Source organism: Tindallia californiensis (assembly GCF_900107405.1).
GTDB lineage: Bacteria > Bacillota > Clostridia > Peptostreptococcales > Tindalliaceae > Tindallia > Tindallia californiensis.
In genome coordinates this window covers 254955-281876 of sequence record NZ_FNPV01000006.1, presented here as the reverse complement: position 1 = coordinate 281876, position 26922 = coordinate 254955, and the positions used below count along the sequence as shown (strand labels likewise).

The following is a 26922-nucleotide window of genomic DNA, read 5'->3' as shown; positions in this document are numbered from 1 at the left end:
AGGAGGTTATAGGATGAAACTAGTTATTGCTATTGTTCATGACGAAGATGCCAAACGATTATTAGAAGAATTAACAGAACATCAATTTCGTGTCACCAAACTTTCCACCACAGGAGGGTTCTTAAAAGCAGGAAACACCACTATGTTAGTGGGAGTTGAAAACGAGGAAGTGGAGAAAGTAAAAGAGCTGATCAATGAAAACTGCAAATCTCGCAAAGAATTATTGACAGCCCCGGCTCCAGTTTCTGGAACCACTGGTGTGTTTATTCCTCATCCTGTAGAAGTTACGGTCGGCGGCGCTACGGTTTTTGTTGTTGATGTGGATGAATACCATAAATATTGATAGGAAGTGAAAACGTGAGCATATCTTTAACACAAACCATTGGTCAGGAGCCGATCAAACAAGTGCTGAGCCGGGCATTGGAAAACGGAAAATTATCCCATGGATATTTGTTTGAAGGACCAGCCGGTCTGGGAAAACGGAAAATGGCAAAAGAGCTGGCGGCAGTCCTATTGTGTCGTCAGGAAAAAAAGCCCTGCGGAGAATGTAACGACTGTCGTCAAGTAGCCGCCGAAACCCATGCCGAGTTCCGATGGATTCGCTCAGAGGAAGAAGGAAAAGAGCCGGTAGTCACTGTGGAAATGATCCGAAACCTGGTAAAGGATATTTACCTAAAACCCTATGAAAGCGATCATAAGGTATATGTGTTGCCGGAAGCGGATACGATGACCTTACAGGCGCAAAATGCATTGTTAAAAACCCTGGAAGAACCACCGGAGCATTCATTGCTTATTTTAGTAACACCGGCACCGGAACGATTACTGCCCACCATTCGCTCCAGATGCCAGCGCCTGGTATTTCGACCTGTGGAACGGCAGGTATTAGAGCATTATTTGGTGAAAGAAAAACAAATGGCTCCGGAGAAAGCGGCTCCTCTGGCGGCTTTTGCCAATGGAATTCCGGAAAGAGCCGTAGAAATGCTGGAGAACGAAACGTATCAGGAAGAGTACAAAGCCTTTGTTCAGCTAACGGATAGTATCCTTGAGAAAAGCTATGGCCTGGCAATTGAGAAAGGCAGTTTTATGCAACAAGAAAAAAGCCAAGCCTTATGGGCCTTAGACTTTTGGCAGGAATGGTTAAGAGACTTACAAATCTTACTGATAGGAGGATCCGAGGATTTATTGGTGCATCAGCATCAGAAACATCGGCTCCAAAAACAGGTCGCCGGCTATACCAGGGCATCCCTTCAGACCGCTCAGCTATTGATGGAAACTAGCCGGGAAGATATCAGGCTCCATGGAAATCTGGCCTTCATCGTGGAAACCTTGCTGATTAATATGGTAAGGTTGGTGAAAGAACCAAGCTATAGCCATGAACTATCGAAGATGCTGGCCACTGATACCACGGCGAAATAACTTCATAAAACGTCGGGAAGCATTGGCAATTTCCTGGGATGTCATGGATTCGGAAGCTTCGGAGGAAGCTTCTTTTTTCTTTTGTGTTTGAAGAAGGACATAACGATAAAATTCATCCATCATTACCTGGCAAAAGAAAATAACCAAAGATGCATCCGCATCCGTTGCAATGCTACCCTTTAATTGATGACGAACCATTAATGGATGCAATGTCTTTTGATGATGGTTTTTTATTTCCTCTATCTGTTGGGGCGGAAGCGGGCTTAATCGCTGATCCGTAGCAAAAAGCAGCAAAGAATGAAAAGAAGGGTGTTGAAGTCGAAAACCGGTTTCCAATCGTAATAAAGCTTCGAAAACATGAAAAAAATCATCCGGGTTTGCAGGCATGTGACTTTTAAGGTAAAATTGCTTTAAGGTAAAGACATTATTGACTAAATAGTCGTAAAGATCAAGCTTTCCCGTAAAGTATTGATAAAAGGTGCCTTTAGCCATGCCAGCTTTTTTTAGCAGGGCTGAAAGAGAAGCTTGGGTATAGGGTTGGTAGGCAAAGGCTTCTAAAGCCAGATCAAAAAAAGCATCCTGTTTTTTTCCGGATAATCGAGAAAAAGCGGGTTTTGGCATCGATAACACCTCCATGACTATAGGGTCATCTTAATAGAAAGGAAAGAATCTTGTCAAGAAGAAACAGAAAAAGAAGGGAAAACCACTGAAAAAAATGATTTCAGAAGAAAAATCTGATAGAATAAAGCCTACAAACGCAGTAACAAAAAAGAGAAGCAAAAGATAGAGAAGCAAAAAGTAGAAGCAAAAAGTAGAAGCAACAGGGAGGAAATAAGAATGAGTGACAATAAACATCGTGTGATTGGTGTCCGGTTTAAGAAAGCCGGTAAAATTTACTATTTTGATCCCCAGGATCTGGAGGTAGCAAAAGGAAATCAGGTGATTGTGGAAACCGCCCGTGGTACCGAGCTGGGAGACGTGGTGGTGGGTATTAAAGAAGTAACGGACAAAGAGATTGTAGCACCACTGAAAAAAGTGATCCGGTTGGTGACGGAAGAAGATCTTCAGATGCATAAGGAAAACAAAGAAAAAGAGAAAGAAGCCTTTCAGGTGGCAACGGAGAAAATCGCAAACCATCAATTAGAGATGAAACTAGTGGATGTAGAATTCACGTTTGATAAAAATAAAATTATATTTTACTTTACGGCAGACGGACGGATCGATTTCCGGGAGTTAGTGAAAGACTTGGCATCGGTGTTTAAGACTCGGATTGAACTGCGTCAAATTGGTGTTCGGGATGAAGCCAAACTATTAGGTGGCATCGGGCCTTGCGGTAAATCCTTATGCTGCGCTACCTGGCTGGGCGATTTTGATCCAGTTACCATAAAAATGGCGAAAGAACAAAATCTGTCCCTAAACCCTACCAAAATCTCCGGCATCTGCGGCAGGCTGTTTTGCTGCCTACGCTATGAACATGAACATTATAACGACATGATTCGCCGAATGCCAGCCGTGGGAAGTAAAGTCAAAACAGAGCTGGGCGTAGGGGAAGTAACGGAAAGCGTTATCCTGTGCGGGAAACTAAAGGTAAAAATTAAAAACCCAGTAGATGATGTGGAAGAGATAAAATGTTTTTCCGTCGATGAAGTAACGCTGGTAAGCAAAAAGAAACTGAAAGATCAGCTGGATGAAAAACCTTTGGAAAAAGAAGTGAAAGAGCTGGAGGATAAGAAATGAAAGAACAATGGCTGAAACCGGGAGAGCGGCTGGATGATTTACAGTGCCAGGGGTTTCACCTGATTCAAGATCCAAAATCCTTCTGCTTTGGAATGGATGCGGTTTTGATTAGTCATTTTGCAGAAATCCGGATCGGGGATCAAGTAATGGACTTAGGTACCGGTAATGGGGTGATCCCCATCCTGCTGGCCGGAAAAAAAAGAAAAGGTCAGTTTACAGCCATTGAAATACAGGAAGAAGCCAGTGAACGAGCCCGGCGCAATGTTCAGATGAATGGGTTGGAGGATCGGATTAAGGTCTTAAAGGAAGATATTAAAAGCATCGCTCCTCTTTTTCCACCTTCCAGTTTTGATGTGGTGGTGAGCAATCCACCTTATCTGGCCGCCGATGGGTTGAAGAATCCCCGGCAGGATAAAGCCATTGCCCGCCATGAGGTGATGATGACCCTATGGGACCTGATGGTACAAACCGCCTATTTACTGAAACCGGGCGGCCGCTTCTATCTGGTTCATCGTCCGGATCGGTTGGTGGACATGATGACCCTGTCCCGGCAAAACCGACTGGAAGCCAAATGGATGCAGATGGTTCATCCTCGTCAGGATAAAAAGCCAAACCTGGTATTGGTACAGTTTGTGAAAAATGCCCGACCGGAACTAAAGCTTAAAAAACCCCTCTTTGTGTACGACAAAGAAGGGAATTATACGCCAGAACTATTGGAATGTTATCAGTCCTGATGAAGGAGCTGGTAAACATCCCGTTTGGGAATGCCTCTTACCACCGCCACCTCTTTGATGGCGGTTTTTTTATCTTTTCCAGCTTCCATCAGAAGGGCAACATGGGCTTGGGGACTGATATCCTTCCAGGCGTCGCGAGCCGCTTCAGCCAGCACCGCCTCATCAGCTCCTTCTACCACCAACACCATTTCTCCTTTGGGAGGAGTTTCGGAGGCCTCAAAGTCCCTTAGCAACTCTTCTAGGGTTTTTCGGCGCCATTCTTCATGTTTTTTGGTTAGTTCCCGGCCAAGGGAGGCTTTCCGGTTACCCCAAGCCTCCAGCATGGCTTTAAGCGTTGCTTTGATCCGGTGAGGTGCTTCGTAGTAAATAAGGGTATGAGAGTCGTCCGCTGCCTTGTTCAAGGCTTGTCGCCGCTGCTTTTTATCCCGGGGAAGAAACCCTTCAAAGGCAAAACGTTCTGTTGAAAGGCCGGAAGCTACTAAGGCTATCAGCATAGCAGAAGGTCCGGGAAGCACTTCAAAGGGCAAAGATTCCCGTAGACAAGCTTGCACCATATCGGTCCCCGGATCAGAGATGCCGGGCATTCCCGCATCGGTAACCAGAGCGATGGTGTTTCCTTTTCTCAGTTCTTCCAGGATGACTCCTTCTTTTTCCCTCCGATTATGGTCGTGATAGCTGAAAAGAGGTTTTCGGATGTCAAAATGGGTCAGCAGCTTTAAGCTTCGGCGAGTGTCTTCGGCATAAATCAGATCAGCCTGCTTCAACACTTCCAGAGAACGAAGGGTCATATCCCCCAAATTTCCCAAAGGGGTGGGGCAAAGGTATAGGGTTCCTGGCTGTACCTGGAACCGGTAGGATTCAGTGGTTGTCAAGATCATTCATCCTCTCGGCTGGAAATGAAGCAGGGTTGGATCCTAGGCTTAAGGTTCCTGATGTTGATGCTGATGCATCATTTCCTGTTTCAGCTTCCAAAGTTTTTTGGAGAGATCCACTTTATAGATCTGAGGAAACTGCAGCCGTTTGTATTCCGGCCACAGGCTGTCCAGCTCCAATTGAGCATGACTTCGCACATTCCGGACAGATTGCTTCTGGTAAACCGCTTTTCCCTGATGAAAGTAAGGAATCATCAGTTCTTTTAAGGAATAACGACGGAAGGTTTTGGTTTTCCAGGTATAAATAGGGTGAAAGATGGTAAGGGGTTCGGTTTCATCAATCTGCTCATCTTCCAACATAATCAGGTCGGCTAAAGCAAAAAGCCCGCTTTCGTCATAAATACGGGTTACTTTTTTATAGCCGGGATTCGTGATTTTCTGGGGATTGTCCGAGATTTTAATTTTAGGTTCCAGGACCCCCTTTTGTTCCGCTGCCACCAGTTTATAAACACCACCCAAGGCCGGACAGTTACTGGAGGTAATTAAATTGGTGCCAACTCCCCAACTATCAATTCGGGCACCTTGCATTTTAAGGGAATGAATTTTATCCTCATCCAAATCAGAGGAAGCAATAATCGCCGCATTGGGAAATCCAGCCGCATCCAGTTGCTCCCGGGCAACTTTGGTCAGATAGGACAGGTCTCCCGAATCGATCCGGATTCCTTTCGGTTCATAACCTTGTTGCCGGAGTTCCTGAAAAACCGTAATGGCGTTGGGAACACCGCTTTTTAAGGTGTTATACGTATCTACTAGCAACAGGCATTTGTCCGGATAGGTTTTGGCATAGGCCCGGAAAGCTTCCAACTCCGAATCAAACTTCTGAATCCAGCTATGAGCATGGGTTCCCACCACCGGAATACCAAACTGCTGGCCGGCTAACACATTGGAAGTGGCCACACATCCGCCGATATAGGCGGCTCTGGAACCTAAAATCGCCGCATCCGGCCCTTGAGCTCGGCGAAGGCCAAACTCAAACACCGCATCCCCCTGAGCCGCCTCACAAATACGGGCGGCTTTGGTGGCAATCAAAGACTGATAATTAATTAGGTTTAGAATGGTTGATTCAATCAGCTGGGCTTCAAAACAATTAGCTCTCACCCGCATCACCGGTTCCTGAGGAAACATCACCGTACCTTCCGGAACACCATCGATCGTACCGGTAAAACGAAAATGCCGTAACTTGTCTAAAAATCCATCCTGAAAGCCGACGCTTTTCAGATAATCCAAATCGGCTTCATCAAAAGCCAGATTTTCTATGTAATCAATGACCGACTCCACGCCGGCAATCAGGGTAAAGCCGTTGTTACAAGGGTTTTTGCGGAAAAACACATCGAAAACTACCTCATCTTCTCCTAATCCATTATCCCAATATCCCTGCATCATGCTTAGCTGGTAAAAGTCTGTCAATAGCGACAGATTGCTCATAATAATCCTCACTTTCTACCGGATGGCTTGGTTTATTTTTTCGACGGCTTGCCGGAAGCTATCTTAACTATTGATTATCCTTTATCCTTTGAGAAAAGTCAATGAAAGAGAAAGGAGGAAAAAAGAAAAAAGGAAAAAGAAAAAAAGCAAGCTGAAAAACCTGAGAAGACTGGGTTATCTTGACATACAAAGCCGATTTCCGTTATAGTAGAAGCACTAACCGTCGATGATGGAAGAGGAGGAATTTCATTGATTCAGGAAAAAGAAAGGCAACAAGGAAACAAAGGAAACAAAGGAACATTTTATATCACCACCCCGATCTACTACCCCAGTGGAAAACTTCATATAGGCCACACGTATACCACAGTGGCTTCGGATGTGATGTCCCGCTTTAAAAGAGAAATGGGTTATGACGTTACATTTTTGACTGGTACGGACGAACACGGAGAAAAAATACAGTCCACCGCAAAAGCTCAAGGAATGGAACCAAAAGCATACGTGGATCAAATGGTAGAAGACATCAAAAAAATATGGGAAAGCATGGAAATATCCTACGATATTTTTATCCGAACCACCGACGATATTCATAAAAAAGGGGTTCAGAAAATTTTTCAGCAACTGTATGATAAAGGCGATATCTATAAAGATGAGTATGAAGGTTGGTATTGTACACCTTGCGAATCTTTCTGGACAGAAACCCAGTTAGAAGAAGGGCATAAATGTCCGGACTGCCGACGGGAAGCTCATATTACCAGAGAAGAAGCCTATTTCTTCAAACTTTCTAAGTACCAGGAACCTTTAATGGACTATTATGAAAAGCATCCGGAAATATGCCTGCCGGAATCCAGAAAAAATGAGATGCTGAACAACTTTCTCAAACCCGGACTGGAAGACCTATGTGTTTCCCGTACCAGCTTTGACTGGGGAATCCCGGTTCCCTTTGATGAAAAACATGTGATCTATGTATGGCTGGACGCACTTTCCAACTATATTACCGCCCTGGGCTACGGATCAGAAGAAAATCCGAAAGCCTATCACCAATATTGGCCGGCAGACGTTCACTTAATGGCAAAAGAAATTGTGCGTTTTCATACCATTATCTGGCCAGCCATGTTAATGGCACTGGAGCTGCCCTTGCCGAAAAAAGTTTTTGGTCATGGATGGATTCTTTTCGGAGAAGATAAAATGTCTAAATCCAAAGGTAATATTGTCTATCCAGAACCCTTTATTAAACGATACGGAATTGATGCCTTAAAATACTTCCTGCTGCGGGAATTCACCTTTGGTCAGGATGGGAATTTTACCAACACCTTATTCCTACAACGGTATAATTCGGATTTAGCCAACGATCTGGGTAATTTAGTCAGCCGGACGGTAGCCATGATCGAACAGTATAATGAAGGCATCGTACCGACAGAAAAACAAAAAGAAGCCCTGGATGATGAATTGAAAACATTGGCGGTTTCCACGGCTGATCAGGTAGAAACATTGATTGATGACCTTCAGTTCCATGAAGCTCTGGAAAGCATCTGGAAAATTGTTCGCCGATCCAATAAATATATCGACGAAACCACCCCTTGGATTTTAGCCAAAGAGCAAAGCCAGAAAGATCGGTTAGATACAGTGTTGAAACATCTGGCCGAAAGCATCCGCATTGTCAGTATCCTTATTAAATCCTTTATGGGACATACAGCGGCAGAAATTCAACAACAATTAGGACTACAGGAGATCAGTGAGTTGATGACCTGGGAAGATGCAAAAGTCTTTGATAAAATTCCTGCCGGTACAAAAGTGAAAAAGGGAGAAGCGCTCTTCAAGCGACTAAAGATTGAACAGGAAGCAAAAGAACTGGCGGCGGATAACGACGCTTATGCCAACAAAATTCAACAAGCCTCCGGTGGATCAAAAGAAACCAAAACGGCGGAAGAAAAGATAGAAAAAAAAGAAGAAATTACCATTGACGATTTTGCTAAAATTGATCTGAGAGTAGCCCTTGTCAAAGAGGCAGAAAAGCATCCAAAAGCAGATCGTTTGCTGGTGCTTCAGCTTCAGGTAGGCGAAGAAACCCGACAGGTAGTTTCAGGAATTGCTCAGGATTACCAGCCGGAAGATTTGGTGGGAAAAACCGTTATTTACCTACAAAACTTAAAACCAATTAAACTGCGGGGCATTAAATCCCAGGGAATGATTATGGCAGCAGAAGGAGACGGAAAACTGGGCCTTCTCACCGTGGATAAAGCCCTGCCGGATGGCAGTTCTGTAAGCTAGGAAAAGCAAAGGAGCATATTTTATGTATTTTGACAGTCACGTACATTTAGACGACAAAAAATTCAACCCGGATCGGGAGCAGGTAATTCAAGCAGCCAAGGAAGCCGGAATTTCCCTGATGCTTAATCCGGGAGCGGATATGGAGAGTTCAAAAAAGGCTTTGGATCTGGCCGAAACCTATCCGGAAATATATGCCGCCGTAGGCATTCATCCCCATGACGCTCAAAATCAAAAGGCAGATGATTTACAACAATTAGAAGCATGGTCTCGCCATGAAAAAGTAGTGGCGATTGGCGAAATCGGCCTTGATTTTCATTATGACTTTTCTCCAAGAGACATTCAGCGAAAGTGCTTTCAAGAACAGCTTGAACTGGCAAAACAACTGGAATTGCCGGTCATCATTCATGACCGGGATGCCCATGGAGACGTTTTTGACCTGATCAAAGAAGCTGGTGTTGCCAAAACCGGCTGCGTCATGCACTGCTATTCCGGTAGCGCCGAGATGGCGATGGAATATGTTAAAAGAGGGATCTATATTTCCTTAGCCGGTCCCATTACCTTTAAAAATGCTCGGAAAACCAGAGAAGTAGCCGAACAGGTTCCTCTCGAAAAACTGTTTATTGAGACAGATTGTCCTTATCTGACACCGGTGCCCTATCGTGGGAAACGGAATCAGCCGGCCATGGTAACTTATGTAGCCGAAGCTATTGCCCAAGCCAAGGGAATAACCCCGGAAGCCGTAGCTCATCAAACCATGGAAAACGCCAAACAGTTTTTTCAAATCAAATAAATCATTTCAGATAAAACCAATAGCATTCAAATGCAGAGCGTTGTGGAGCCGAAAAGAAGAAACTTCGTCTCTGCAACGTTTTTCAATTTTCAAATACAACAGACGTACATATAACAGTCGCAAAGCATCTCTGCTTTTGAAAGGAGCCGGTAGAATGAACGAACAAAAGATTCTTAAAAGGCTTCGCAATAAAATATTTGCTCTGATTATGGGAATGCTGATACTTCCTATCATGATGATTATTCTTCTGATTTACCAAAACATCAATTATAATGCCATGATTAAGGAAGGGCTTGGACAAGATATAGAAGAAAAGGCTTACAGAATTTCTTCAAATGTCATCCAAGATATGAAAGATGGTTTCCTAGAGCTGGATAATGCCTCTCAGGAAGATTATGACAGAATCATTGGTCGTCATTACCGTGAAACACTGTATCTTCTTCATAAAAACGGCAAAATCCTTTATACAAACGATCAGCAGACAGAACCACTTTTGCAGGAAAAAGAAGCAATTATTCAGTGGATAAGAGAAATAGAGGACACTTCTCCAAAACAGGTATCCGGCCATAAAGAATATGATGCTTACGGGCAGTATGGCCGTCAGATGATGATGGGGTATGCTGTGGTTAACAGTAACCGGGAAACAGACCCGGAAGGAGTGGTACTTCTTTTTACGCAAACGGCTCGACTCCTGCCGGATGAAAACGTTTACCGGGCGATGTTTTTCATCACCATTTTTATAGGAGGAGGCATTCTTGTAAAAGTGCTGATGAAGTTTTCAGAAGTGATTCTTAATCAATTTATTCGGGTGAATCAGAACCTACAGTCTGCTTCAGCAGAAGCAGAGCATATCCGCAAAAAACTGATTATTTCCGAAAAATTAGCCGCCATGGGAAGGGTCACTTCGGGCATTGCTCATGAAATAGGAAATCCGCTGGCATCCATTTCCAGTATGTGCCAAGTTTTGAAACGACCGAAGCTTCCGACAGAAAAAAGACAGGAATATGTGGAAAAGATCAAACAGGATGCGGATCGGATTGATGGGATTATTAAAGAATTTCTCTATTTTTCAGGAAACAAGCCTCTTGAAAATCATCCACTGGATATAAACGAAGTGGTAAAACAATCGATCAAAACCATTCCGGAGAAAAGAAAAAATGCCCAGGTCACTATTTATGAAGACTATGGCACCAACCTACCAAGGATTTCTGGGGATGCAACCAAGCTGGAAATGGTATTTGCCAATATCTTCTTAAATGCGTTTCAGGTCATCGAAGCAGAAGGCAGTATCTTTGTACGAACAATGAAAAAGCAAAGCACCGTGCAGATCGGTATTCGAGATACAGGAAAAGGGATTGAAGACAAGGATATCGACCATATTTTTGACCCGTTTTACACGACCAAACCTGTAGGAAAAGGATCTGGGCTGGGACTTTATATCTGCCAACAGATTATCGAGGCTCATCAAGGAAGCATTAAAGTGAAAACCGAAGAACAGGCTGGAACCGAGTTTATCATTCGTTTACCCATAGGAGAGGCATAGGACTTATCAAGGAGGGACAGGGATGCAACGATTACTGGTTATCGAAGATGAAGGGCATCTAAGGGAAGTATTAATCTATCTCTTGGAAGAGGAAGGATACCTGGTAGATGGCGTGAAGGATGGAATAGAAGGAGAAAACCGAATTTTGTCGATGGCTTATGACCTTGTCATTACAGACATCAAACTTCCTGGAAAGGATGGTTTATCCTTATTGGAACTTAAGGAAAAACACCATCTTAATACAGCCTTTGTCTTAATTACCTCTTATGGCAGCGTGGAATCAGCCGTGGAAGCCATTAAGATGGGCGCCGAAGAATATGTGACAAAACCTTTTCGAAACGATGATTTGATTCGCATAGTGAATCGAATCATGAAATATCGGCAAATGGAACGAGAAAACAAGGTGTATCGCCAAGCTTTAGAAGAAAAATATAAGTTTTCTGAGAATGTTATCGGGAAAAGCAAAGCGATGAGAAATGTCTTTGATATTATTGAGAAAGTAGCTTCTTATGATGCTTCTGTGCTAATTAGTGGTGATAGTGGCACAGGAAAGGAAATGATCGCCAGAGCATTACACTTTAATAGTCCGCGGCATAAGCATCACTTTGTTCCCATTAACTGTGCTGCGATTCCGGAAAATCTTCTGGAATCAGAGTTTTTTGGCTATGCGAAAGGAGCCTTTACCGGTGCTGTTGGGGAAAAAACGGGTTTGTTTCAACAGGCAGAAGGTGGCACGATCCTTCTGGATGAAATAAGTGAAATGAGTCATTCTTTACAGGTAAAACTTTTGAGAGTGCTGCAGGATAAAGAAGTACGGAAAGTAGGGGCTTTGGAGACATCGGTGGTGGACGTACGGATTTTGGCTGCAACGAATAAGCAGTTAAAAGAAGAAGTAGAGAAAGGAAACTTCCGGGAAGACCTTTATTATCGCCTGAACGTGGTCAATATTGACTTACCATCCCTGCAACAGAGAAAAGAAGACATTCCCTTGTTGATAGATCATTTTATTGATAAATATAATCAACGGTATCAAAGAAGGGTGAAAGGCGTTAATAGGGAAGTAATGACAGCGTTGCTTCAATACTCATGGCCTGGAAACGTACGAGAACTGGAGCATATCATCGAAAGTGCCCTGACCCTATGTGAAGGAGAATGGATTGATCTGCGTCATATACAAGATAAAATTCAGATACAAAGCAATGAAATAGATATCATGATTCCCCAGGAAGAAAGAAACTTAAAAAGGACCTTGGAAAAAGCAAAAATAAAAATTGAAAAAGAAATGATCAGACGAGCACTGGAAGAAACGGATCAAAACCGTACAGAAGCGGCACGTTTATTAGGGATCAGTCATCGTTCCCTGATGTACAAAATCAGCGACTATGAAATCTGATGCAATGGCTATGAAATATATTTCATAGCCATGATTAGGATTAAAAGCAATTGAAATCTTAGGCATACAAGTAAGAAAACGGATCTAATATCGACAAATGCGACGAATATAAATCAGATCAATCACTGGAAGCTATGAAAAGATTTGCATTGAAGAAAGGTCACTGAAGAGGCAAATGCTTGAAAAATCAGAAAAGCCAATCAAAAAACTTCTGGCATAGTCTTTGCATCTCACTATTACCAGAAGGAAAATTTCGGGAGGAGAAATCATGGATTTTAATTATATGGTCACCGGTTTCCTCTTTGTATACTTTATTTCCTTATTGATCACCGGTATTTTTGCCTACCGGAGCATGACGAATCTGGAAGAATTTGTACTGGCCGGCAGAAGACTAAAGTCCATGCCTTTAGCCCTTACGGTAAGTTCAACAGGAATGAGTGGCTGGCTGGCACTTGGGTTTGCCGGTTATACGTATGAAGCAGGGTTTCAGAGCCTCTGGATTCTCGTACCGAGTGCTACGATCGGCATTATCATTTGCTACGCCCTTATTGCTAAAAAAGTACGACGATATTCTGAAAGAATAGGAGCGTTAACAGCAACAGAGCTCTTGCGAAAACGTTTTTACGATACAGGAAACACCTTAAACCTTGCCGTTTCCCTGACCATATGCATTGCTTCTGTTGCATATATCAGCGGACAATTGTTAGCAACTGGCAAAATACTGAACCTGGTTTTTGGCTGGAATTTTCAGTTAGCCATTGTAGCCGCAGCCGTTATTATGATTACGTATTCCGTCATGGGAGGATTTTATGCCGTTTGCTGGACTGATTTTATCCAGGGAATTCTGATGATTGTCGGCAGCTTGGTTACCGGTGGGTTGGCCATTGTTTATGCTGGCGGACTGGGGCAATTGTCCGAAAAAGCGGCCGTTGTCAGTCACAGCTATCCAGACTTTGTTATCACCCCCTTTGCCAGCTTTTCCGTAGTGGTGATGGGCGTCAGCATGTTTATTGGAGACGGTATTTTTAACTGGATAGGACAACCAACCTTAATGAGCCGATACATGGCAGCACAGAACACCAGGGTTTTTGGCAAAGCAGCCATATTAACCATTACGATCCAACTAGTGTTATTTATCGGCGTGTTTTTGGCCGCTGTGTATATGCGTACCCAGTTTCCCGACCCGGCCTTGCTTCCATATAGTGGCGATACAGAAACCGTGCTGATTCAATTCTTTTTTACCACTTCGCATCCCGTTTTTGTCGGCATTTTCATTGGAGCGATTATGGCTTCCATTATGTCTACGGCAGACTCTTTACTCATTATGGCCACCTCAGTGGTGGTGAATGATATCTATAGCTATTATCGTCCTCGGGCTACTCAACAGCATTTAGTGCTGGTGAGTAGAATATTGATTCTATGGTTGGGACTAATCGCTATTCTGATCTCCTTAAACAGCGGTTCTGTCCTATGGAGTTCCTGGTTTGGATGGACGGCTCTCGGTATTGTAGGGATGCCTCTCATCATAGGCCTTTACTGGGATAAAGCATCAAAGGAAGGGGCTATTGCCGGAATTACCAGCGGTTTTGCTGTATTGGTGATTTGGAACCTATGGAGCTTAACAGAAAGATGGAACGTTTTTCAGGCGCTGCCAGCCTGTGGCATTGCGCTGCTGGCAACCTGGCTGGTTAGCTTAATCACTTCCAATCCTCCACCTCATGTAATGAAAGATGTTCAGGAACTGAAGGAACATAAAAAATTCAGCAAAGAAGTGGAGGTTCATTCATAAGGGAAATACCTTAAGGAAAGGAGGCGCCAAGATGGATAGAGTTCCAATGAGTACATGGCTGTTCATTCTGATACCGGCCATCGGCTCCTACATTGCATCAATTATCTATTACAGGAATCAGCAGGGTAAAGATTAACAACCTACGGATAAGGAGGAATGAAAATGGAACAAGCATTGCCGATGATTCAGTTTTTTTTAATACTCTATTTACTGATGCTGGTAGGTATTGGATACGTGGCATCGAAAAGAATGAAAGGGTTAGAAGATTACGTACTGGCAGGAAGAGGCATTGGATCCTATGTCATGGCCTTTACATTTAGCGCTACAGGAATGAGCGGTTGGCTAGGTTTAGGCTTGGCAGGATATGTATATCGTTCCGGGTTTGAAGGTGTCTGGACGATGGTGCCCAGCGCAACGGTAGGGATTTTTCTAAGTTTTGCCTTAGTCAGTAAAATGGTCCGGAAATACTCGGAAAACGTAGGAGCGATTACCATACCGGATGTTTTAGAAGCCCGTTATTACGATAAAAGCCGGATATTACGCATTATTTCAGCGTTGATTATACTGGCGGCCGCCATTGCTTACGTGAATGGTCAATTGGTAGCTTTTGGCGTTACCTTTGAAGCTGTTTTAGGTTGGAATTATTCCACTACCATCGTACTGGCTGCTATTATGTTTGTCGCCTGGACCATGTTGGGTGGATTGTTAGCCATCTGCTGGACCGATTTTATCCAAGGAATCTTAATGGTGTTAGGGACTGCAATGGCAGGAGCCTTTGCCATCGCTCTATCTGGGGGGATAGGAGAATTATCGATGGGTGCGGCTGAAATCGCCAAAACAGACCCTGATTTCATTATATCACCTTTTGCAACCATGCCGGCCATCATTTATGGAATTTCTCTATTTATGGGGGATGGAATTTTTAGTTGGATCGGTCAGCCAACACTGATGGTTCGATACATGGCTGCCAAAGATGCGAAAACCCTTAACTTGTCCGGATTAATGGCTGTGTTTATCCAATCCATCCTTTTTGGTGGTACGTTTCTGGCCGCTCTTTATATGAGAACTCAGTTTCCTGAGGCATCTGGTCTGCCAATGGCCGGAAATACAGAAACCGTATTGATCCAGTTCTTTACGACCATGACGCACCCTATTTTTGCCGGTATTTTTATCGGGAGTATTTTAGCGGCGATTATGTCCACCGCCGATTCAATGCTTATTATGGGAAGTTCTACCTTAGTAAATGATTTCTATATAAAAATTTTCAAACCGGATCTGGATAAACGAAAAGCCCTTTACTATGGAAGGGTAGCAACCTTGGTGCTTGGAGTGCTAGGGGTACTGTTAAGTCTTCGCGGGGGTTCTGTATTAATTATTTCCTGGTTTGGATGGAATACCCTCGGTCTCTTTGGAGGCCCGGTGTTGTTGGGTCTTTACTGGCCAAGGGCCACCAGAGAAGGAGCTATTGCCGGCTTGTCCACCGGATTTATCCTGCTGGTACTATGGTCTTTCCTTGGCCTTGAAGGTACCACCAATATATTCCAGGCCTTCCCGGCAGCTCTAGCCACCTATGTGGTTACCTACATTGTCAGTTTAATGACACCGGCACCGCCGGAAGAAATACAAGAAGGCGTTCGAGCTCTCAGAAGAAAGAAGGCATCATAAGCATCATTACCATCATCAAAATCATCCACCTCATGAGCCTGTCCCGTAGCCAAAGCAAATCGATTGCTTGAACTCAGTCCCCTCAGGCGATCGTTTGCTTTGACTACAGACAGATAGATGTTAAAAGAAAAAGTGGCTAAGAAAAGAAATACGAACAAAGGAGGAAGGTCCCCATGAAAAGCCAGTATCAAATAGCGGCAATTCAGATGAAATCTGTCATGAAAGAGACAAAGCATAATCTGGATAAGGCGATTGATCTGATAGAAAAAGCAGCGAGAGATGGTGCGGAACTGATCTGTTTGCCAGAACTGTTTTATCAGGGATATCATCTCACCCAACAGGAATTTTTTCAGACGGCCGAATATCCTGACGGAGTCATGTACCAGGAACTGGCAAAGGTAGCAAAAGAAAAACAACTTCACATTGTAGCTCCCTACGCAGAAAAAACCCATATGCCCGGCGTCATTTATAATTCCGCTATCCTGGTTAACGATCAAGGACAGTTGCAGGGAAATATGAGAAAAGTATACTTATGGGGGGAAGAATCAACGAAGTTCCGAGCTGGTGATCATTACCCAGTGTATGAAACACCTTTAGGAAAGATTGGCATTATGATTTGTTATGATATTGAATTTCCAGAGCCGCCACGTATTCAAGCCTTGAAAGGAGCAGAACTTATTCTGGCCCCTTCTGTATGGAGTTTGACCGGTGAACCACGATGGGACATCGATCTACCGGCAGCCGCTCTTTACAATGGCCTTTTTACGATGGGCGTTAACACCATTGATAATGGTGCTTGTGGGAAAAGCAAAGTGGTTAATCCAAAAGGCATTGTGGTTAATGAAGCACCAAAAGATAAAGAAACCATCCTGATAACCGACATCAATCGGAAGGATATTTATCAAGCAAGAGCCGACATTCCCTATCTAAAAGACTTTCGGGAAGATACGTTTAGCATGGAAGCCATCCACCGGTATTAATAAGGAGAGGCGATGCCAATGAATCGGATCAAAACAATGATTGATAAGAAAGAAGCCATGAACATAGTAAATACCTTCATGGACAAAAAGCGAAAAGAAGCTTTTGAAATTCAGAACGTGGAAGCGGTTCATATTCCCTTTCATATTCTTCGAGTAGAAATGAGAATTAAAAGAGCCTTTGGGTTGAAGCCTAAAATCATTGAGCACCTTTATTGGGTCAATAGTATAGACGGGGAGGTTATTCGTACAAAAGAGGATCCGGAAACGGAACAGATTCAGGAAGGAAAACAAATGAACCCACGACTAAGTCGAAAACAATGCTTTCAAATAGCTGAAGAGCAAGGGTTTAAGCATGTTACCAGATTCTACAAAAGCTTTTGGACACCGGAAATACAGGTAGAAGAAAAAGAACATGTAGCCATCGGTTATTGGCAATGTGATCTGAAGCTAGAAAAAAATGAAAAGCCCCTGACACTTCTAATCAATCGGTTCAGTGGAGATGTGGTTCAGCACCAAGAAGACAATCGCCAAACAGTTTTTTCAAATCGAACAAATCAAACAGATCAAATGCAGGGCACAGGTACCCTGTGAGGATATGAACGTAAACTGCGAAGCATCTTTGCTACGGGGTCTGGAGGCCTAATTGCTCCCTATTTTCGGGATAGACTAAAGTATTCCTGCCAAAGCTTCGAAATATAAAGTATAATGAAAGATAATATAATCAAATCTAAGGCAGGTGGCTCCCTATGAGTAACCCCATCAAAGAACCGAAGGAAAGTTATCGAACGTTACAACATCTTGACGAGTTAAAACCGGGCATGGTAATAGCGGAAGACGTTTTTAATAAAAATGGCCATGTGCTAATTGCCGCTGGCTTTGTAGTAGATGATGTGGCAAAGTTAAAACAATTTCTGACCTTACATAAAGTGGAACAGGTCAGAATTAGGCTACATTCTACAAAATACCCCGTAAAAGCTAAAAAACCAGAGCAGGAACCGGTTATTCCCGCTGAAACCCAGCCACTGGACCTTACAGCACGGGAAGAAGCCCGGCTTCAGAAAAAAAGGCAAATGGAAACAAAAGCCTTTCAGGACCGGTATCAGGAGCAAAAAGAAACCATTAAAACAGATTTTCAGCGTATGGTAAAGGGAGAAGAAGTTTCGAAGGATCGGCTGGAAGCACAGGTGATCAAAATCCTGAAAAGCTACGACGGAACCGTCAACGTTTTTCAATTAATCGAAACCATTAAAAAAGACTATCGAGATCTTTATGCCCATTATTATCAGGTAACCATTATTAGTCATTCTATTGGAACCTGGCTGGAATTAACTTCGCCACAGATGAAAAACCTTACCTTAAGCGCATTGCTCCACGATTTAGGAAAAGAACAGCTCTCCTCAGAACTTATTCTGGCGCAAAACAAACTTTCAGCCGATGAAGAACTGGAATATCAAAAACATGTGGTCATTGGGTATGAGCTGGCAAAACATTATGATTTTATTAATTACGATATGCTGCAGGCCATTCTATTACACCATGAACGAAGCGATGGAAGCGGATATCCATTAGGCCTGAAACAGGAAAAAATTCCGATACTGGCAAGAATCATTGCCATCGCTGATGTTTATAACACCCTGACTTCTCCGAACAGTAAAGGAGAAAAGAAAACACCCTTTGAAGCCGTTAAAATTATGGAAAGTGAGTATATGGATCAATTAGACACGAGGATTCTGTATATCTTCCTTAATCGCATCGGAAACTGTTTTCTGGGGCAAATGGTCCGTTTAAGTGATGGTCGGACAGGCGAAGTCATCTTTGTTCCCCGGGTGTATGTCTATCGCCCGATTATTAAGCTAAAACCGACAAACCAACTGGTTGATCTGAGTCATCCGGATCATCGAAAACTATCCATCAAAGCTTTCGCCGAAACCTAACGCATCTGCTTCTTTGAAACATAATTGTCATAGAAGCGACAATCTTTGAAAAAACTAAGCTTCACCCCTCTCATTTTTGAAAGAGAACTGGATTTGCTTGACATAATATTCTAACTGTACTAGAATGAAGGACGCTTTTATAAGGCGTCTTTTTTTATGCCAAATAACAGAGAATGGCAGATAATACAAGAGTTTTAGAGAGAAAGAGGAGGAAGTCATGAAAGAATTAAAATGGATGCTGATACCATTACTGATTACAATGATGGTAACAACGGCTTTTGTGCATCCGGATAAGAGAGAAGTTACTATTAAGGCGGGCGAACAGACGTTAGTGGTTGAGAGTCGGAAACATACGGTGGAAGAGGTACTGGCAGAAGCCAATATTCAAATCAGCTCCCAAAAACAAGTAAGCCCAGCTTTAGAAGAAAAAACAACCAATGGAATGACCATAAAAGTAAAAGATGTTTTTCCTGTTACTTTGGAAGTAGATGGCGAGAAACATCGTATTTATACCGCCGAACCTCATGTGAAAGCCCTGTTAGATCAGGTAGAAGTCGTTTTAGAAAAAGATGACCGGATACACCCGGCACCGATGAACAGGCTAAAACCAGAAATGGAAATTCGCATCACCCGAGTAAACACCGAGCCAGACAACGATGTAGAAGAAGTCCCTTACCAGACAATTACCAAATACACAGCGGATCTGGAACCGGGCGAAACCAGAGTAGTGCAGGAAGGAAGTCCCGGACGTCAGATCCTTCAGAAAACCTTGGTTTATCATGATGGCACCCTCAGTGGTTTTACCGTAGATGAAAGGCATGTTTTAGAAGAAGCACAGGACAAAATCATTGAAAAAGGCAAAGAAAATGTGCTCATCACCGATTCCGGTGAACTGCTGCATTACAAAAAAGTGTATACGATGGAAGCTACCGCCTACGATGCCGGTTATCATAGTACCGGTAAGCATCCTGGCCATCCTCAATACGGGATTACCAGAAGCGGCACCCGGGTGCGTCCGGGAGTAGTGGCGGTGGATCCGAATGTGATACCGCTGGGAACAAAGCTATATGTAGAATCCGTTAACGGAGGCAGTAATTATGGCATTTCCAGCGCCGAAGATACGGGAGGCGCTATCAAAGGAAAAAGAATTGACTTGTATTACGAAAGTCGCTCCGAAGCCTTGCGTTTTGGAAGGCAACCGGTTAAAGTATATGTACTGGAGTAAGGCAGGCTATAGGAAATCAGGTTACATTCCACCACCATCAAGGGAGTAGGAAATGATATGACACCCATGGAAAAAATTCGAAAACTAAGAGAAAGCGGTAGCTTTCACTTTACTAAAAGCCTGGGCCAAAATTTTCTGACGGATGAAAACATCCTGGATAAATTGGTTCAGGCAGCCGGCATTACCCCAAAGGATGCGGTGATTGAAATTGGACCAGGGGCCGGAATTGTCACCGAAAAACTATTACAGGCAGCCGGGCCGGTGCTGGCCGTAGAAATTGATAAAGCCCTGATTCCTTTTTTACAGGAAACCTTACAGCCTTATCCTAATTTCACCCTATGGCATCAGGACGTGTTGAAAGCCCCTTTAGGTCAATGGATTCAAGAAAATTCACCGGATCAGCCGGTAAAAATAGTTGCCAATCTGCCCTATTACGTCACCACGCCGATTGTGATGAAACTCTTGGAAGAAAATCTTCCGATTCACAGCATGGTTTTAATGGTGCAAAAGGAAGTAGCATTACGAATGGCGGCAAAACCAGGCACCAAAGATTATGGAGCCCTTTCCGTAGCCGTTCAGCTATATTGTCAGGTTGAAAAAGCCTTTGACGTTTCGCCGAATGTATTTATTCCAAAGCCTAAGGTAGGATCCGCCGTGGTCAAACTAACCATTCATGAAAAACCACCGGTTCAACTGGATCATCCGGAGCTGTTTTTCACCTTAGTGAAGGCGGCTTTTGGACAGCGTCGAAAAACCCTTTCCAACGCCTTATCCCATCTACGACCAAAAGAAGAAAAACAAGAGATAGTACAAGTCTTAGAAGCCGCATCAATTGATCCGGTCCGCCGAGGAGAGACGCTGAATATTCAGGAATTTGCCAATCTTTCCCAATTGTGGCAGAAACAGTTTTTTCATGATACAATGGAGGCACACAAAAAAGTCGGAAAGGGTGGAGCGGAAATGATCAATCAGGAACGTCTGAGCAATCTCTTAAAAGAACTGGTAGAAATTGACAGCCCGTCACAGCGGGAAGGTGCTGTGGCAAAAGTGATCCGGGAAAAATTGGAGAACTTAGGGTTTGAAGTCAAAGAAGATGATGCGGGTAAAAAACTGGACGGAGAAGTAGGTAACTTAATAGCGACCCTGAAAGGAACCACCAAAGGAGATACCATCGGATTCAGTGCTCATATGGACACAGTTCAGCCAGGCGAAGGCATTAAAGCCATTGTAGAAGATGGTATTATGAAAAGTGCTGGCGACACCATTCTTGGCAGTGATGATAAAGCAGGAATCGCTGCTTTTCTGGAAGCGGTTCAAACCATACAGGAAAACCATATTGCCCATGGAGATATTCAAGCTATCTTCACCATTTGGGAAGAAGGCGGACTAAACGGATCAAAAAATATGGACTACAGCCTTGTCAAAGCCGATAAAGTGTTTGTAATGGATAGTGGCGGACCTATTGGCAGCATTATTAATCAGGGACCGGCCCAGGATAAAATTGCAGCCACTTTTAAAGGAAAAGCCGCTCATGCCGGAGCCGAGCCGGAAGCTGGCATCAGTGCTATTCAAATAGCCGCAAGAGCGATTGACAATATGAAACTTCTGAGAATCGATGAAGAAACAACGGCTAACATTGGCAACATTCAGGGAGGCGGAGCCACCAACATTGTTCCTGACAAAGTGGTGATTAATGCTGAAGCACGAAGCCTCAAAGATGATAAACTGGAAGCCCAGACAAAGAGCATGGTGGAAGCCATGGAAAAAGCCGCTAAAGACTTTGGCGGCGAAGTAGAGATGGATATTAAACGATTATACACAGCCTTTAAGCTGGAAGAATCCGATCCAATGATTACCGTATTAAAAGAAGTCTTTACGGAAATGGGTTTGGAACCGGTGATCATGCCTTCTGGTGGAGGCAGCGATACCAATCATTTCAATGCCAACGGTCTGAAAGCCGTAAACTTAAGCGTTGGAATGAATAAAGTACACACCGTTGACGAATTCATTAAAATCGAAGACTTAGCCAATGGCGCCAGAATGGTTTTAGAGATTATCAAGAAATACGCATAAGCGATCAACTCATATCGACTAAAACACACAAGATCCTGGCGTTATGACCGAGTTCAAATTACTTTGTCTACAACCTAAGAGGACGGCGCAGGCCGTCCTCTTCCCTATTCCCTAGAGAAGCTGATTTTCCTCTCCATCTTCATAGCAATGCCGGCAATATTTCGGTGCCACGTCTTCCCATACTTTCTCCGGATTTTTCTTACTGGTCAGATAATCTTTTAAGATCAACCCATCTTTCATTTCAATAATACGGTCAGATTTAGCGGCAATATGATCATTATGAGTGACGACAATAAACGCCGTATTCAGAGTAGCGTTTATTTCTCTCATTAAGCTATAAACCTGTTCCGTTGTTTCGCTGTCTAAATTCCCCGTAGGTTCATCGGCTAAAATAATGGCCGGCTCATTAATAAGAGACCGGGCAATGGCTACCCGTTGTTGTTGTCCACCGGATAAATCCGTAGCCTTATTGTTTAACCGTTCCTTTAAGCCCACTAGCTCTAACAATTCTTTGGCCCGGCCTTCTTTGGCCCGGCTGCTGCTATGGCTTTTAATCCAGGTAGGAATCAGCACATTCTCCAAAGCCGTAAATTCTGGCAGCAGATGATGAAACTGGAAAATAAACCCGATATTACGGTTGCGAAAATCCGCCAGCTCCCGGTCGCTCATGGCGGTGACTTCCCCTTCCTGGAACCATACGCTTCCTTCTGTTGGTCGGTCCAAGGCACCTAAAATATTTAAAAGTGTGGTTTTGCCCGATCCGGAATAACCAATAATCGAAGAAAACTCACCAGCTTCAAACTTTAAATCAATACCGCCAAGTGCTTTTGTTTTAACCAGAGTACCATACACTTTGGTTATGTTTCTTGTTTCCAACATGACATCCACCCCCTCTAAACTGGAGTCACAGTGCCGTCCCCAAAGCGCCCCATAACGGCCCTTCTTGACCTTTACCCATAACTCTTTAACTCTTACCTGCCCTTCCAACTGCTTTTCCAACTGCCTTTCCAACTGCCTTTCCAACTGCCCTTCCATCTGCCACCCCTATCCCCGAATCACATCAATCGGATTTAACTTTGCTGATTTTCTTGCTGGAATCAGTGCGGAAATCACACTGGCCGTAGTAGCAATGGCAACAATAACAGCGGCGGCGGCCGGATCAAATTCTAAAGGAAACAAGGCTCGTCCTGTTGCCCGGGCAGTACCCCAGAGAAACAACTGTGTCAGCAAAAAACCAAACAGAATGCCCAGCAAAGAACCGAGAAAGCCCAGCAATCCGCCTTGCATCAGAAAAATACGGCTGGCGCTGTGGCTGGGAGTTCCCATGGCTTTCAAAATACCAATCTGCTTCGATTTCTGAACGACGGAGACAGCCAGTACGCTGGCGATTCCCAAGGTAATCGCTAAGAGCACAAAAACTTGAATCGTAATGGAAGAACCGCTCTGACTCTGAAGGGCCGAGAGCAAATCTGCATTCTGTTCTTTCCAATGGTCAATGGTGATGCCTTGAAACTGGTTTTCCAAGCCTTCAGCCAGAAGGTCTGCCGCAAACACATCCCGGATCTGGGTTTCGAGCTGGTCGATATCATCCCCTATACCTAATAAACGTTGCGCCCGACTCAAGTCTAAAAAAATCCAACGGTCATTAATGGACTGACTTCCCAGATCAAAAATACCTTTAACAGTAAAAACCTGCCGGCTGTCACCGGGCAGTTGAAAAGTAAGGTTATCGCCTAATTGCAACTGATATTCCTCGGCTAAGCTGCTTCCTATAAGAATCTGATTTCCCTCCAGTTGGATGGAACCTTCTTTCAAACCGTCTTCCAGCTGGTACAGTTCATTGGCCCGTTCCGGCAACACTCCCCGAAAGACGATGGGAGCCGAAACGCCGCTTCGCAGCAAAAAACCATTGCCCTGAACCAGTGGAGATACCGCTGTCATTTCCGGATGCTGATCCAGTGCTTCCATCAAAGGGCGCCATTCCTTCAGCCTTTCATCTTCCTGCTGAAAGTTGCCATCGATACGATGGGTATAGGTCGAGGAGGAAGCTCCTTCCCCAGTAAAACGATGATCGCCGCTAAAAATAATATGGGCACTGCTGCCCACCGTATTATCGATCAAGTTTGCCTGCAAACCGCTGATTAAGGTGCCAAGAAACACCTGTACCGCTACACCTACGGCAATACCTAACATAATAAAGGCGGTCTGACCCCGTCCATCCTTCAAAAACCGAAAGGCCACCTTCCATTCAAATCCCATGAAACCACCTCCCCTTCTGGTAATACTAAGGCTTTACAAGGCTTTCGCCGGCTTCTAGCCCTTCTAATACCAGGATTTTTTCCAGACCAATGCTTTCTGTCCGGGGCAATACTCGTTCTTTCGGCTGTCCATTTTCCAGCACCATTACCCGGACCGGATCCCGCCCCACTAGATAAGCAACAGGTAGCAGTAAGGCATCTTCCAATACCCGAACTTCTATTTCAGCCTGCAAGGTTAAATCTTCAATCAAAAAATCCACGGGTTCCTCGATGGTTAACTGAACCAATACGGTTCCTGTATCCGCATCTACTCTGGGAGCAATACGACTGACACGAGCCGAAACCTCCCGTGACGGATAGGCTTCCGGCCAAAGCAAGGCAGGTTGTCCAAGCTTCAACAGGGCAATATTTCGTTCGTCAATTTCCACTTCAGCAAGTAAAGAAGTTTCCCGACCAATGGTCAGCAACGGATCTCCCTTTTGGGCTAACTCTCCGACTTCTTTATGAACTTCCAGTACCCTTCCTTCCGTCAGAGAAGATAACTGATACCGGTTTCTTTCCTGTTGAAGGCTTTCCAACTTCACCTCAGCTTGTTCCAGTAGTGCCAGTGATTCCGTTGTTTCACTGCCACCGGGAGAATAAACTTCCACGTCTTTTCTAGCGGTAGCGATTTGAAGTTCCAGTTTTTCCAGCTCTTTCACAGACTGCTCCCATAAATCCATGGCTTTTTCTGTGGCTTCCAATGTTTCCAGAGGAAGCGCCCCTTGTTCATATAAGCGGCGGTGCCGGTGCAAACGCCGCTGGAGGTCTTCTTCTTCCAGTGCCAGTTCTTCTTGCCGGACAGCCTGTTCCAGCAAAAGAGATTCCAGGTGATTTCGAGCTTCCGGTAAACGATTTTCAGTAATATTTCGATGTTGTGCCTGGGCAACCGCAACGGCCGATGCCTGCTGGCGAAGTTGCCACTGCAAGTCTTCGTCGTCCAGTTGAACTAGCAATTGCTCCCTTTCTACCAGATCCCCCTCCGCTACGGTTAAGTCCAGCACCTGGCCGGTCACCTGAGCCTGGAGATAAAAAGGAGATCCGGTTACCCGACCGGTGGCGGTTAGCACCTGCCGGAAAGTTTGTGGCTGTATTTCTAACAACTCATTTTCTTCTGAAGCAGGCATCAATACAAAAAATGCAATACCAAAGGTCAGGAGTATCATTAACAAGATAAGGATTTTTTTCTTTTGATTCATGGGCCATCACCTCTGCTTTCTAAAATTCCGATACCTTTATTCGATGACGATCACGGCTACGATCCTTTCCTATGCAAAAAAGAAATAAGCGGTGCGACGTCTCATGGATCAAAGGCATAATAACTGAATACCCATTAGAAAAAGAGTCGAATCATTCGAATTCTTCCAATAGTTCCTAATGCATCAATAACATTTCAAAAAAATCGGAGGTAAAAGAGTTTGTCAGCAAGGACAGAAAGGATTTTTTATAGATTTTTCCAGCACTTTCTGATATAATCACCCTGAAACCGTCAGTCACCAAAGGGTTTCAAAAAACCTTAGGAATACAAATAGAAAACGATGGAATATGATAGATAGGGCGTGAATGATGTTGAAAAAATTGTTTATCAGGGTATTTTTGATGGCCTTTTTATGCTTTACACTGCTTTTTACCGGTGTCTTTGCTGCCTTCAATACCTTTATGCAAGACTCTCATCCTAATTCGGAGGTGCCAGTAGTAAGAGATCGGGAAGATGAAGAATTTGATGATCAAGAGGGAGAACCTTTTGAAAGAGATCAGCTTCGACGGCTGGTAAACAAAAGCAACCGGGTTAATGCGGTGCTGTTGGGATTGGACGGTGGTCGAAGTGACACCATGATGTTTATTTCTTTTGATCCGGATGAAACACAAATGGACATTATTTCCATTCCCCGGGATACCTACTACCCCCGGAAAGGCTATGACGGTCTGGGACAGAAAAAAATTAATGCAGCCTATAGTGCCCATGGTGCGGAAGGGATTAAGAGCATTGTCAGTGATTTGCTGTACGATGTTCCGGTACATTACTATGTCACCCTAACCTATCAGGGAGCCGCATCTGTCGTGGATGCCATAGGCGGTGTTCCCATGCATATTCCTCAGCGGATGTACTATAAAGATCCTTATGACAGCCCGCCATTAGTCATTGATTTTGCACCTGGGAATCATGTTTTGAAAGGGCAGGATGCGGTGAAATTCCTGCGTTATCGTCAACCTGCTCCCGGATCCGGCGCCATGGACCGTAACGGAGACTTAGGGCGGGTAGAAGTACAACAAGAGTTTATGAAAAGTGCCATGAAACAAGCCATGAGTCTGGGGAACCTGCCAACATTGGCCAGTTCGGCCTTTCGGTTTGTACGAACCGATGTGGAACTACAGGATTTAGTTCGTTACGCAAACCAGGCTCGAAACATGAATCCAGATACGATGAGAACCTTTACCTTGCCGGGAGAGGCTCGGACACAGAATCGATTATCCTACTTCTTTCATCATGGACTGGAAACCCGTCAGCTATTGATCCATATTTATTCAAACGGCGAAGTGCCTGCTGATCTGGAAGAAGCCCGAAGGCTAGAAGAAGAAGCCAACGGTACGGCTGATGAAGAAGAGGCAGAGACGGAAACAGACAGTTCCAATTCTTAACGATCTTTTGATCACATCAAAAAAACAGAGCGCAAAAAAACAACCGCTAAAGCATCTCCTTAGGGAGACAATGCCTTAGCG

At 44.1% G+C, this 26922-nt stretch carries 22 protein-coding genes; 16 read left to right on the top strand and 6 right to left on the bottom strand.

Going from position 1 to position 26922, the window contains the following annotated elements; all coding sequences use genetic code 11:
* Positions 1-13: 13 nt before the first annotated feature.
* Both BLV55_RS10245 and holB read left to right on the top strand, forming a co-directional pair.
* A complete protein-coding gene (locus BLV55_RS10245) occupies positions 14-343 on the top strand; it encodes a cyclic-di-AMP receptor (RefSeq protein WP_093314041.1) in 330 nt (109 codons plus the stop codon).
* Positions 344-357: 14 nt separating this feature from the next.
* The gene (gene holB / locus BLV55_RS10240) at positions 358-1416 is read left to right on the top strand and encodes a DNA polymerase III subunit delta' (RefSeq protein WP_176968371.1); all 1059 of its coding nucleotides are present in this window, start codon (positions 358-360) and stop codon (positions 1414-1416) included.
* Here the strand turns inward: holB and BLV55_RS10235 are convergent.
* Entirely contained in the window at positions 1378-2037 is a 660-nt protein-coding gene (locus BLV55_RS10235; RefSeq protein ID WP_176968370.1) for a TetR/AcrR family transcriptional regulator, read from the bottom strand. The two genes, holB and BLV55_RS10235, sit on opposite strands and share 39 nt — an antisense overlap.
* Positions 2038-2253: 216 nt before the next feature.
* Between BLV55_RS10235 and BLV55_RS10230 the strand changes: the two genes are divergently transcribed.
* Positions 2254-3153 (top strand): PSP1 domain-containing protein, encoded by a 900-nt coding sequence (locus BLV55_RS10230; protein ID WP_093314035.1) that lies wholly within the window; start codon positions 2254-2256, stop codon positions 3151-3153.
* On the top strand, positions 3150-3887 hold the full coding sequence (locus BLV55_RS10225; protein WP_093314033.1) for a tRNA1(Val) (adenine(37)-N6)-methyltransferase: 738 nt from the start codon (positions 3150-3152) through the stop codon (positions 3885-3887). The genes BLV55_RS10230 and BLV55_RS10225 overlap by 4 nt, the downstream gene beginning before the upstream one ends.
* On the opposite strand, the gene rsmI is transcribed toward BLV55_RS10225, so the two are convergent.
* Positions 3878-4759, bottom strand: a complete 882-nt coding sequence (gene rsmI / locus BLV55_RS10220) for a 16S rRNA (cytidine(1402)-2'-O)-methyltransferase (protein ID WP_278280016.1) — start codon at positions 4757-4759, stop codon at positions 3878-3880. The two genes, BLV55_RS10225 and rsmI, sit on opposite strands and share 10 nt — an antisense overlap.
* A gap of 48 nt (positions 4760-4807) precedes the next feature.
* The gene (locus BLV55_RS10215; RefSeq protein WP_093314028.1) at positions 4808-6244 is read right to left on the bottom strand and encodes a nicotinate phosphoribosyltransferase; all 1437 of its coding nucleotides are present in this window, start codon (positions 6242-6244) and stop codon (positions 4808-4810) included.
* A 249-nt stretch (positions 6245-6493) separates the two neighbouring features.
* Between BLV55_RS10215 and metG the strand changes: the two genes are divergently transcribed.
* The 11 genes from metG to rsmA all read left to right on the top strand — a co-directional run bounded on the left by metG (position 6494) and on the right by rsmA (position 21904).
* Positions 6494-8512, top strand: a complete 2019-nt coding sequence (metG, locus tag BLV55_RS10210) for a methionine--tRNA ligase (RefSeq protein ID WP_242870098.1) — start codon at positions 6494-6496, stop codon at positions 8510-8512.
* Positions 8513-8534: 22 nt separating this feature from the next.
* Positions 8535-9302: a TatD family hydrolase gene (locus BLV55_RS10205; RefSeq protein WP_093314026.1), complete on the top strand. Its 768-nt coding sequence runs from the start codon at positions 8535-8537 to the stop codon at positions 9300-9302.
* Between the two features lie 154 nt (positions 9303-9456).
* Positions 9457-10845 carry a sensor histidine kinase gene (locus BLV55_RS10200; RefSeq protein ID WP_093314023.1) on the top strand — a complete coding sequence of 463 codons (1389 nt, stop codon included), beginning with the start codon at positions 9457-9459 and terminating at the stop codon, positions 10843-10845.
* 22 nt (positions 10846-10867) lie between these two features.
* The gene (locus BLV55_RS10195; RefSeq protein WP_093314021.1) at positions 10868-12238 is read left to right on the top strand and encodes a sigma-54-dependent transcriptional regulator; all 1371 of its coding nucleotides are present in this window, start codon (positions 10868-10870) and stop codon (positions 12236-12238) included.
* A gap of 268 nt (positions 12239-12506) precedes the next feature.
* Complete coding sequence (locus tag BLV55_RS10190; protein ID WP_093314018.1) at positions 12507-14027, top strand: sodium/proline symporter; 1521 nt, start codon at positions 12507-12509, stop codon at positions 14025-14027.
* A gap of 162 nt (positions 14028-14189) precedes the next feature.
* A complete protein-coding gene (locus BLV55_RS10185; protein ID WP_176968369.1) occupies positions 14190-15692 on the top strand; it encodes a sodium/proline symporter in 1503 nt (500 codons plus the stop codon).
* A gap of 173 nt (positions 15693-15865) precedes the next feature.
* The gene (locus tag BLV55_RS10180) at positions 15866-16672 is read left to right on the top strand and encodes a nitrilase-related carbon-nitrogen hydrolase (protein ID WP_093314014.1); all 807 of its coding nucleotides are present in this window, start codon (positions 15866-15868) and stop codon (positions 16670-16672) included.
* Positions 16673-16690: 18 nt separating this feature from the next.
* Complete coding sequence (locus tag BLV55_RS10175) at positions 16691-17263, top strand: hypothetical protein (protein WP_093314012.1); 573 nt, start codon at positions 16691-16693, stop codon at positions 17261-17263.
* A gap of 155 nt (positions 17264-17418) precedes the next feature.
* Positions 17419-18606: an HD-GYP domain-containing protein gene (locus tag BLV55_RS10170; protein WP_093314010.1), complete on the top strand. Its 1188-nt coding sequence runs from the start codon at positions 17419-17421 to the stop codon at positions 18604-18606.
* Positions 18607-18823: 217 nt separating this feature from the next.
* A complete protein-coding gene (locus BLV55_RS10165) occupies positions 18824-19831 on the top strand; it encodes a 3D domain-containing protein (protein WP_093314008.1) in 1008 nt (335 codons plus the stop codon).
* Positions 19832-19888: 57 nt separating this feature from the next.
* Entirely contained in the window at positions 19889-21904 is a 2016-nt protein-coding gene (gene rsmA / locus BLV55_RS14935) for a 16S rRNA (adenine(1518)-N(6)/adenine(1519)-N(6))-dimethyltransferase RsmA (RefSeq protein ID WP_093314005.1), read from the top strand.
* A gap of 111 nt (positions 21905-22015) precedes the next feature.
* Here the strand turns inward: rsmA and BLV55_RS10155 are convergent, their stop codons facing one another.
* Genes BLV55_RS10155 through BLV55_RS10145 form a run of 3 tightly spaced genes read right to left on the bottom strand, consistent with a single transcriptional unit; the run spans position 22016 to position 25400 of the window.
* A complete protein-coding gene (locus BLV55_RS10155; RefSeq protein ID WP_330386607.1) occupies positions 22016-22939 on the bottom strand; it encodes an ABC transporter ATP-binding protein in 924 nt (307 codons plus the stop codon).
* A 9-nt stretch (positions 22940-22948) separates the two neighbouring features.
* Entirely contained in the window at positions 22949-24163 is a 1215-nt protein-coding gene (locus BLV55_RS10150; RefSeq protein WP_093314003.1) for an ABC transporter permease, read from the bottom strand.
* Between the two features lie 25 nt (positions 24164-24188).
* On the bottom strand, positions 24189-25400 hold the full coding sequence (locus tag BLV55_RS10145) for an efflux RND transporter periplasmic adaptor subunit (RefSeq protein ID WP_093314000.1): 1212 nt from the start codon (positions 25398-25400) through the stop codon (positions 24189-24191).
* Positions 25401-25767: 367 nt separating this feature from the next.
* Here BLV55_RS10145 and BLV55_RS10140 point away from each other — a divergent pair, with 367 nt between their 5' ends.
* The gene (locus tag BLV55_RS10140; protein ID WP_093313998.1) at positions 25768-26841 is read left to right on the top strand and encodes an LCP family protein; all 1074 of its coding nucleotides are present in this window, start codon (positions 25768-25770) and stop codon (positions 26839-26841) included.
* Positions 26842-26922: the final 81 nt, after the last annotated feature.

Coding starts and splice junctions, on each gene's coding strand:
- BLV55_RS10185 (WP_176968369.1), top strand. CDS start 14,190: ATGGAACAAGCATTGCCGATGATTCAGTTTTTTTTAATACTCTATTTA.
- BLV55_RS10155 (WP_330386607.1), bottom strand. CDS start 22,939: ATGGAAGGGCAGTTGGAAAGGCAGTTGGAAAGGCAGTTGGAAAAGCAG.
- BLV55_RS10245 (WP_093314041.1), top strand. CDS start 14: ATGAAACTAGTTATTGCTATTGTTCATGACGAAGATGCCAAACGATTA.
- BLV55_RS10195 (WP_093314021.1), top strand. CDS start 10,868: ATGCAACGATTACTGGTTATCGAAGATGAAGGGCATCTAAGGGAAGTA.
- BLV55_RS10215 (WP_093314028.1), bottom strand. CDS start 6,244: ATGAGCAATCTGTCGCTATTGACAGACTTTTACCAGCTAAGCATGATG.
- BLV55_RS10175 (WP_093314012.1), top strand. CDS start 16,691: ATGAATCGGATCAAAACAATGATTGATAAGAAAGAAGCCATGAACATA.
- BLV55_RS10200 (WP_093314023.1), top strand. CDS start 9,457: ATGAACGAACAAAAGATTCTTAAAAGGCTTCGCAATAAAATATTTGCT.
- BLV55_RS10190 (WP_093314018.1), top strand. CDS start 12,507: ATGGATTTTAATTATATGGTCACCGGTTTCCTCTTTGTATACTTTATT.
- rsmA (WP_093314005.1), top strand. CDS start 19,889: ATGACACCCATGGAAAAAATTCGAAAACTAAGAGAAAGCGGTAGCTTT.
- BLV55_RS10145 (WP_093314000.1), bottom strand. CDS start 25,400: ATGAATCAAAAGAAAAAAATCCTTATCTTGTTAATGATACTCCTGACC.
- BLV55_RS10170 (WP_093314010.1), top strand. CDS start 17,419: ATGAGTAACCCCATCAAAGAACCGAAGGAAAGTTATCGAACGTTACAA.
- BLV55_RS10230 (WP_093314035.1), top strand. CDS start 2,254: ATGAGTGACAATAAACATCGTGTGATTGGTGTCCGGTTTAAGAAAGCC.
- BLV55_RS10235 (WP_176968370.1), bottom strand. CDS start 2,037: ATGCCAAAACCCGCTTTTTCTCGATTATCCGGAAAAAAACAGGATGCT.
- BLV55_RS10140 (WP_093313998.1), top strand. CDS start 25,768: ATGTTGAAAAAATTGTTTATCAGGGTATTTTTGATGGCCTTTTTATGC.
- BLV55_RS10225 (WP_093314033.1), top strand. CDS start 3,150: ATGAAAGAACAATGGCTGAAACCGGGAGAGCGGCTGGATGATTTACAG.
- BLV55_RS10205 (WP_093314026.1), top strand. CDS start 8,535: ATGTATTTTGACAGTCACGTACATTTAGACGACAAAAAATTCAACCCG.
- BLV55_RS10165 (WP_093314008.1), top strand. CDS start 18,824: ATGAAAGAATTAAAATGGATGCTGATACCATTACTGATTACAATGATG.
- BLV55_RS10150 (WP_093314003.1), bottom strand. CDS start 24,163: ATGGGATTTGAATGGAAGGTGGCCTTTCGGTTTTTGAAGGATGGACGG.
- BLV55_RS10180 (WP_093314014.1), top strand. CDS start 15,866: ATGAAAAGCCAGTATCAAATAGCGGCAATTCAGATGAAATCTGTCATG.